We start from the raw sequence: 8,961 nt of genomic DNA on the forward strand, positions 1-8,961 counted from the left end.
TATGTTACCATGGATTTTGGTACGGGTTGTTTAAAGGTTACCCCGGCACACGATCTGAATGACTATGAGCTGGGCCAACGCCACAAGCTGCCGGTTATTGATATTTTAAATGACGATGCTACGCTGAATGAGAAGGCACAGATATTAGTTGGTGAAGACCGCTTTACCGCACGCAAAAAAATTGCTGTATTGCTGGAAGAAGCCGGGGCGTTAGAAAAAACGGAAGATTATACCTCACAAATAGGTTACAGCGAACGCACGAACGCGGTTATAGAACCAAAGCTAAGTATGCAATGGTTCTGCAAAATGCCCGAGCTGGCTAAACCTGCTCTTGAATATGTATTGAACGGCGAGGTAAAGCTTATCCCCGAGAAATTCATAAACACCTACCGCCACTGGATGGAAAACGTTAGGGACTGGAACATTAGTCGCCAGTTATGGTGGGGGCAGCAGATCCCTGCTTACTACCTGCCAAACGGCGATTTTGTAGTTGCCAAAACCAAAGAGGAAGCATTAACGCAAGCACAGGCAATAGCCCCCAAGCTGACCATTAACGACCTGCGCCAGGACGAGGACGTTTTAGATACCTGGTTCTCATCAGGCTTATGGCCAATGTCGGTTTTTGACGGGGTACGTAACCCGGATAACGCCGAGATAAACTATTACTATCCAACAAATGACTTGGTTACCGCGCCAGAGATATTATTCTTCTGGGTAGCCAGGATGATAATGAGTGGGCATGAGCTGCGCGCACAAAAACCGTTTACTAATGTTTACCTAACCGGTATTGTTAGGGATAAACTGGGCCGCAAAATGTCTAAATCGTTAGGTAATTCGCCCGATCCTTTAGACCTGATCAATAAATACGGTGCCGATGGCGTGCGTGTAGGTATGCTGTTATGCTCGCCCGCCGGTAACGACTTAATGTTTGACGAAAGCTACTGCGAACAAGGCCGTAACTTTGCCAATAAAATATGGAATGCCTTTAAGTTGATAAAAGGCTGGGAGGTTGATACCACTATAACGCCGCGTAACCAAATTGCTATTGAGTGGTTCCAGAGCCGTTTTAACCAGGCATTGGTAGAGATTGAAGATAACTTTGCACAATACAGGTTATCTGAAGCGCTAATGGCCACCTACAAACTGGTATGGGACGATTTTTGCGCCTGGTACCTGGAAATGGTTAAGCCCGTTTATCAGCAAGGCGTAGAAAAGCAAAAGATTGACGCTGAAACGTATAAGGCTACCGTTAGCTTTTTTGAGGATGTTTTAAAAGTGCTTCACCCATATATGCCTTTCCTTAGCGAGGAACTTTGGCATGATGAGCTATTTGGTACACGTGCCGAATTGGATTGCTGTATTGTTGCACAAATGCCAACTATCGGGAAAATAAATACCCATTTAGTTGCCGAAATAGAGGTGGTGCAACAGGTAATAGCGCAGGTAAGAAATATTCGTAATAGTAATCAGCTATCGCCGAAAGAAGCATTACCGCTGGCCGTAAAAGCAAACTCTGCTATTAACTACCAGGCTTACGAAGGTGTTATAAAACAGCTGGGAAATATTAGCGAACTAAGTAAAGTTGATGATGCCGTAAATGGTGCAAACAGCTTTATTGCAGGCACAGATGAGTTTTTTATTAAGCTTGATATAGAAATTGATGTTGTTGCCGAAACAGAACGCCTTGAAAAGGAAAGAGATTACCTTATTGGATTTTTAAAATCGGTTAACGCTAAATTAACTAACGAGCGTTTTATGGCAAATGCCAAACCCGAAATTATAGATAACGAACTGAAAAAGAAGGCTGATGCCGAAGCCAGGTTAAAGATAGTAGAAGATAATTTACGCGGCTTGGCAGGCTAATTGTATAATAGTTAGGGTATTTCATAAATAAACGATAGCTGATTATCAGCTATCGTTTATTTAGTTTAACCTATTATTAATACAGGCAAGCAAGGAAGTGAATTTTTTTAATTTCTCTATTAATAAAATACTTACCCGGGAGCAGTCAATTCTTGACCAGGCCCGTATCCGTTTGTTATATTATGGTTTTCTGCTGGCTATTGTAGGTTTAGGTGCATTATTCCTGAGTGTGTATTTGCAAAATTTGCACGTATTAACTTTAACCGCAGGGGGGATATTGGTTGCTATTGTAGCACTCTTTAAATACCTTACCTACAAACCCCATTGGCATACCATATCGCATTTGCTGCTTATAACCGGTACATTACTAAATTTAGCTATTGTATTTGTTATCCTGCAGGATGTAAACATCGTAACCATACAAGTCATCATCCTTATAATTGTATTTAGCTTTTATATGCTTGGGCAAAATTGGGGGATGTTTTTCACACTGCTCAACTTACTGCCTATACTTATATTTATGGTGATGCAGTATGATCATAATTATTTTATTGATTTTAAACCAGAAAAGGCAGATCAATCTACCACCATTATAGCTGTTTTTGCCAATTTTATATTAATAATATTTATACACAGCCACTTTTACACAGCGTTTTTAAAGAACATACAGCAGCTTAAAAATACAGGTGAAGAGCAGGCCACATTAAATATTAAGTTTGAAAGGGCTATTGAAAAAGCCGAAAAATCATCGCAGGTACAATCAGAGTTTTTATCTACCATGTCGCATGAGATACGTACCCCGCTTAATGCGGTAATTGGCATGAGTAATTTGCTGCTCATGAACCACCCGAGGCCGGATCAGAGCGAGAACCTGGAGATATTAAAATTTTCGGCAAATAACCTGCTGGCCATTGTGAACGATGTGCTCGACTTTAACAAAATAGAATCGGGCAAGGTGGTATTTGAAAAGATCAAGTTTAACCTGGTTGAGCTGATGCAGAATATCTGCGGAGGCCAAATGATCAAGGCAGAAGAAAAAGGCCTGTTGTTTAAGCTGGATATTGATAGCTCATTAAGAAGAAAAGTAATATTTGGCGACCCAACCCGGCTAACTCAAATGATTTTTAACCTGGTTAGCAACGCTATTAAGTTTACATCTGAAGGTAATATTTGGGTAAGGGCCACCTGCTTAGAAGATCGCCACAATAACATCACTGTTGGCTTTTCGGTAAAGGATTCGGGTATTGGTATTAGGAAAGAAAACCTGGAAACCATATTTGAACCTTTTACACAAGAATCTATCACTACTACACGCCAATACGGCGGCACGGGGTTAGGATTGGCTATTGTAAAACGTTTGCTCGAGCTTCAGGGTTTGCAAATGCATGTAAGCAGCAAGGTAAACATAGGATCTGAGTTTTCTTTTAATATGGAGTTCCCGGTATCAACAGAAATTGTTGTACCGCTAAAAGAACTGGTAACAGAAACCCGGCAGCATCAATTGCAACATACCGGAGCCGAGTTGGAACTCCCTGAAAGCAGCCTGCGTATATTAATTGCCGAGGATAACCCGGTAAACGTTATGCTGATGAAAAAACTATTTTCTAAATGGAACATAGTGCCAACCATTGCCGAAAATGGCGAGCGTGCCGTTGAAATTTTGCAGTACGGTAATTTTGATATTGTTTTGATGGACCTGCAAATGCCAGTGATGAACGGGTTTGATGCGTCAATTGAAATACGTAAAATGACTGATCCTGCCAAGTCCAGGATCCCTATAATAGCGTTAACAGCATCAGCATTATTTGATATTCGCGACCAGGTAACCAGCGCCGGTATGAACGATTATGTAGCAAAACCATTTAAACCTGATGAGCTGATGGAGAAAATTCAAAACCTTATTGCCACAGTTGAGTAGCCTACAACTCTTTATAGCCCGGTAATTCCTCTATGAATTTATAAGTTTCGGTTTGGTGATCTATACGGCAATAGTAATGTTGCAGGCCATTGCTCACTGCCATTAGCTGCACTTTGTGTACCATGTTGTACCGTGCGGCCTGGTCAAATGTAGCTTGTGTAATGCCAACAGCGGGTGCCTTGCATTCAACCAGTAAAATTTTTTGGCCAGATGAATTAAATACCACAATATCGGTGCGTTTGGCCATGCCGTGCAGTTTAAGGCCGCCCTCCAGCTTTATTAATGATTTTGGGTAGTGCTTTTGCCTGATAAGGTATTGAACAAAATGCTGGCGCACCCATTCTTCGGGGGTAATGATGATGTTTTTCTTCCGCAGTTCATCAAATACCGTAAGCTGCCCGTTTTGGTCGGTCAGTTTAAAAGGGTAGGGCGGCAAATTAAGCGGGAGTAATAAATCCATTTTTTATAAAGTCAAAAGTAAAAAGTTAAAAGTCAAAAGTGCCTGTTAATCGAATTTATTTGAGTCGGGTTAACAACTATATCAACAAGCAAGGAATATCCCTTTTAATTAAAAAATATACTGGCTTTTGACTTTTTACTTTTTACTTTTGACTTAATGGTCGCTACTGCTCCTGATATTATAAAAGATCTTAAAAACCGCAAGTTTAAACCCCTGTACCTGCTACATGGCGAGGAGCCGTATTATATTGACCTGGTAAGTAATTACATCGAGAGTAATTTATTATCAGAGGCGGAGAAGGGTTTTAACCAAACCGTGCTATATGGTAAGGATACCGATGTAATGACGGCTATAAACGCCGCGAAACGGTATCCAATGATGAGCGATTACCAGGTGGTAATGGTAAAAGAAGCGCAGGACATGAAATGGGGCCGCGATGACGATGATAAAAAAAGCATCAACCCCATACTAAGTTATCTGGAAAACCCATTGCCAAGTACTATACTGGTTTTCTGTTACAAATACGGCAAGTTTGATAAGCGAAAAAAAACCTACAAGGCTATTGAAAAGAACGGGCTGATATTTGAATCGGCAGCTTTGTATGATAGCAAGATCCCCGGCTGGATTGAAGGCTACATCGCTGATAAAAAATATAAGATAAACCCGCAGGCATCCGCCATGTTATCTGAATACCTGGGTAATGATCTTTCTAAAATTGCCAACGAACTGGATAAACTGATGCTGAATATTAGCGCCGGGCAGGAAATAACCCTGCAGCTTATTCAGGATAATATTGGCATTAGTAAAGAATATAATGTTTTTGAACTGCAAACGGCCCTTACCCGGAAGGATGCCTACAAAGTTAACCAGATAGTGAATTATTTTGAGGCTAACCCAAAAGCTAACCCTATTGTGCTGGTATTAGGTAACCTTAATAACTTTTTCAGTAAGGTGCTGGCTTATCATTATGTGAAGGACAAATCGCCACAGAACTTAGCGAGGGAACTGGGTGTTAGTCCGTACTTTTTAAAAGATTACGAGCAGGCCGCCCGTGGTTACAGCCTTGGTAAAACCTTCCAGGTGATAAGCTACCTGCGCGAGTACGATCTGAAGAGCAAAGGCGTTGAATCAAACACCGACCACGGCGGTTTGATGAAAGAGCTGATGTTTAAGATATTGCACTGACAGAAAGGCTTCTTATGGAAAACTCAATTATGAAACCCATATATCTAATTTATGCAATGGCAGCGGTTATGCTTTTTTTCTTAATTATGGGTAAAATAGTTGATCGACGAAGTTTAAATTTAAGTCTACAGGGAGTGGTGCAAAAGGTCGAATACTCCCAAAATAAGGGAACTCCAACTGTAACCGTAAATAACGAAACGTATTCTTTGTCGGGCCCCTTTGATTTCAATTATAGTATTGGAGTTGGTGACACAATTTTCAAGAAAAAAGGCGAACAGATTTTCAAGATCATAAAAAAGGGTAGTGGAAAAACGATAGATTTTCACGAATAACAATTTCAGATACGCGAAGAGTTGTGATGTTGCAAATTAGCAAGAAGCTTATTTCGTTTTTTCTACCCGGTTGTTAATGTCCTTAATAATATGATCTAACTCAATAGCGCTTTGCTTAAGCAATTTTAACGGCACTTCTAAATGGTCTTCCTTATGTGATGCGTCTTCTAACGAATTAATGATACCCAAAATATTTGCGAGTGGCTTACGTATCATATGCGAATTGATATAAGCTATCTGATCCAGGCTCTCATTTTTGAGGTTTATTTGTTCCTCCCCGTGCTTTTGCCCGGTTATATCCTGGAAATAAACCGCTAATCCGTCATTACTGGGGTATACATTAAATCGAATCCATTTATTAAGTGGAGCTATGTATTCCTCAAATTTTACTGTTTCTTTCTCTTTTAAAGAGTGATTAAATTGTTCGTACACACTTAATTCGCGGTAATAGGGATAAAGCTGCCATAAGCTTTTATGCAGCACTGTGTCGCTGTTAATTATCAAGATCCTTTCGGCTTCTTTATTCCAGTAGGTGATCTTTAATTTTTTGTCCAGTGTAATAAAACCATCGGTAATACTTTCAAGGGTTTCGTTAATTTTATTTGTCGCTTCGGTAAGTTTAATGTCCTTCAGCCTTTGATCTGTAATATCCAGGATAATAACCATACGGCAACGACACCCATAATAAGTAACATTATACGAGGTAATATTTACACGAATAGCCGAGCCATCTTTTTTTATATGAGTAAGATCTTTCTTGATGGTTTGCCTGTGCTTTATTCTTTTGATAAGGTCAAGCATTTCCTGCTGTTCATATATAGGCCGGATGTTAGAAAGCCTGATCTCGTTTAAAAACTCATCGCGGCTGTAGCCATAATGTTTAATGGCTGCCTCGTTTACTTCTTTAAATTTTAAAGTATCCACCTCAACAATCCACATAGGGTTGGGGCTGTTGTGGAATAACACATTAAAGCTGGCATCATCATTTGTGATATGTAAAGGCATATATGTTTGTATGTTCGTACGTAAAATTTACTTTACAATATTAAAAATTGAGGTTCATTTAATTTAGAACTATATTACTTTTTTTACATTAAAAGGCAACATATTTTGCCTTGTTTTCGTAGTACGATAAGTAATTAATCAATTAATTAAATGGGGACTTTAGTAATAGCGGGTGTCGTTCTACTTTCACTGGCATCTATTCTTATTCTTGGGATTATCTTTTTTAGTTTTCTTAAATATATTAAGAGAAAATATTACCCAAACTGGAAGTTTCCGGATTATATAAGTGTTGGCTACGCCGAATATTTATATCATAAGTTCATCAAAAGAGATTTGAAAAATTAACATAAGTGTTATTGCAATTCTTCATTCTCGGGCCTTTTTCTCACTTTTGCTGCATATAACAAAATAAAAATGCAGCATTGGTTAGTAAAGTCGGAACCTGTAAAATATAGTTGGGAAAAATTCAATAAAGAGGGGCGCACCTTTTGGGATGGCGTGCGTAATTATCAGGCGCGAAATAATCTTAAACTGATGAAGCAGGGCGACCTGGTGATGTGGTATCACAGCAACGACGGTAAAGAAGTGGTTGGTATTGCACGCGTAGTTAAAGAGTTTTACCAGGACCCCACAACGGATGATGCCAACTGGGTAGTGGTTGATCTTGAACCTGTAGAGAGCTTAAAGAAACCTATTACCCTTGAACAAATAAAAGCCGACGAACGCCTGAAAGATATTGGACTGGTAAGGCAAGGCCGGCTATCAGTAATGGCATTAAAGCGCGAAGAGTTTGACAGGATCTTGGAGTTGGCGGCCGAATAGTTGGTGAATTAACCACAGAGGAAGCAGAGATTTTTCACAGAGAGCATAGAGGTAAAATACTCTGTGCTCTCTGTGTTTTTATACTTTGTGTTCTCTGTGGTTAAATTTTAGGATAGCAATTGTTTATACAACTCGTAATTTTCATCGTCAAAGCAAATAAAAATCACTTCTTCTATGTCCTGATCTGATCGTAAAAAAGCATCTACCGTTTTTACCGCGATTGCTGCAGCCTGTTCTTTTGGAAAATGGTAAACACCAGTGCTGATATTGGGGAAGGCAATACTTTTAACCCCGTTGTTTACCGCGATATTTAAGCTGTTGTTATAGCAATTAGCTAATAGCAGCTCTTCGTTATGCTTACCACCGTTCCAAACCGGGCCTACGGTGTGTATCACATATTTAGCGGGTAATTTACCGCCGGTAGTTATTACGGCTTCGCCGGTTTTACAACCTCCCTGCCGGTTTACAATTTGAATACACTCTTCCAGTATTTGTTTACCACCTGCGCGATGTATGGCGCCATCAACGCCGCCGCCGCCCATAAGGCTGCTATTGGCTGCGTTTACAATAGCATCAACCTGTAATTTGGTAATATCGCCCTGCTGTAGTTTAATGCGTTTATCCATATTTAGATAACCGACAGAACAGGAGGATGTTTAATCCTTTTTGGGATCGATAGCACCAAAAAACAATGCCTTTAACTCGGTGGCATCATCTGGTTTCATTTTACCACCTAATATCAGCCTTAATTGCCTGCGGCGAAGCGCGCCTTCGTAAAGCTCTATTTCATCATCGGTTTCGGGCAGCATTGGTGGCACAGGTATGGTAACCCCGTTTTGGTCTAATGCTACAAATGTGTAATAAGCCTCGTTGCTTTTAACTTTCGTACCAGATGGTATGTTTTGTGCGTAAACATCCAGTCTTACCTCTACCGAGGTAGTAAATGCGCGCGAAACTTTGGCTTCTATGGTAATTACATCGCCCAGTTTTATAGGGTGTTTAAAGGAAACGTTATCTACCGATGCGGTTACCACAATACGGTTGCAATGTTTTTGTGCAGATATAGCAGCAGCAATGTCCATCCAGTGTAATAAACGGCCACCCATTAAATTGTTAAGGGTGTTGGTATCATTGGGTAATACCAGCTCGTTCATTATGGTAAATGATTCTTTGGACGATTTTCCTTTCATGCTGCAAAGATAATCTTTAACAGGAAAGTATTAGCTTGAAAAAGCCTGTGACCCAATTGATAAGTGTTTTAATGTGCAGTTTATGACAGGGGGCTCCTATGGAGCCAGGGCAGGTTTTTCTATTTTCTATAAACAGGGTGCTCCTCTGGAGCTATATCGGGTTTGTTATTCCCTATAGCAATGTGC

Annotated in this window: 8 protein-coding genes; 4 read left to right on the top strand and 4 right to left on the bottom strand. The window is 40.1% G+C overall.

What is annotated here, in order from left to right:
* On the top strand, window positions 1–1,863 hold a 1,863-nt coding region (locus tag JWQ85_RS21575; protein ID WP_299471702.1), incomplete at its 5' end, for a class I tRNA ligase family protein.
* Window positions 1,864–1,960: 97 nt separating this feature from the next.
* Complete coding sequence (locus tag JWQ85_RS21580) at window positions 1,961–3,781, top strand: ATP-binding protein (protein ID WP_299471704.1); 1,821 nt, start codon at window positions 1,961–1,963, stop codon at window positions 3,779–3,781.
* 1 nt (window position 3,782) lies between these two features.
* Here the strand turns inward: JWQ85_RS21580 and JWQ85_RS21585 are convergent, their stop codons facing one another.
* On the bottom strand, window positions 3,783–4,241 hold the full coding sequence (locus JWQ85_RS21585) for a type I restriction enzyme HsdR N-terminal domain-containing protein (protein ID WP_299471706.1): 459 nt from the start codon (window positions 4,239–4,241) through the stop codon (window positions 3,783–3,785).
* Between the two features lie 156 nt (window positions 4,242–4,397).
* Here JWQ85_RS21585 and holA point away from each other — a divergent pair, with 156 nt between their 5' ends.
* Window positions 4,398–5,426, top strand: coding sequence for a DNA polymerase III subunit delta (gene holA, locus JWQ85_RS21590; protein ID WP_299471708.1), 1,029 nt, complete (start codon window positions 4,398–4,400; stop codon window positions 5,424–5,426).
* Between the two features lie 380 nt (window positions 5,427–5,806).
* Here the strand turns inward: holA and JWQ85_RS21595 are convergent, their stop codons facing one another.
* Window positions 5,807–6,763 (bottom strand): PAS domain S-box protein, encoded by a 957-nt coding sequence (locus JWQ85_RS21595; RefSeq protein ID WP_299471710.1) that lies wholly within the window; start codon window positions 6,761–6,763, stop codon window positions 5,807–5,809.
* 414 nt (window positions 6,764–7,177) lie between these two features.
* On the opposite strand from JWQ85_RS21595, the gene JWQ85_RS21600 reads away from it, so the two are divergent.
* Entirely contained in the window at window positions 7,178–7,585 is a 408-nt protein-coding gene (locus JWQ85_RS21600) for an EVE domain-containing protein (protein ID WP_299471712.1), read from the top strand.
* A 107-nt stretch (window positions 7,586–7,692) separates the two neighbouring features.
* Here JWQ85_RS21600 and JWQ85_RS21605 read toward each other — a convergent pair whose 3' ends face one another.
* Window positions 7,693–8,211 (bottom strand): O-acetyl-ADP-ribose deacetylase, encoded by a 519-nt coding sequence (locus tag JWQ85_RS21605; RefSeq protein WP_299471714.1) that lies wholly within the window; start codon window positions 8,209–8,211, stop codon window positions 7,693–7,695.
* A gap of 30 nt (window positions 8,212–8,241) precedes the next feature.
* The gene (locus tag JWQ85_RS21610; RefSeq protein ID WP_299471716.1) at window positions 8,242–8,775 is read right to left on the bottom strand and encodes an acyl-CoA thioesterase; all 534 of its coding nucleotides are present in this window, start codon (window positions 8,773–8,775) and stop codon (window positions 8,242–8,244) included.
* Window positions 8,776–8,961: the final 186 nt, after the last annotated feature.

The sequence above is a fragment of the Mucilaginibacter sp. genome, from assembly GCF_028288105.1.
Lineage (GTDB): Bacteria > Bacteroidota > Bacteroidia > Sphingobacteriales > Sphingobacteriaceae > Mucilaginibacter.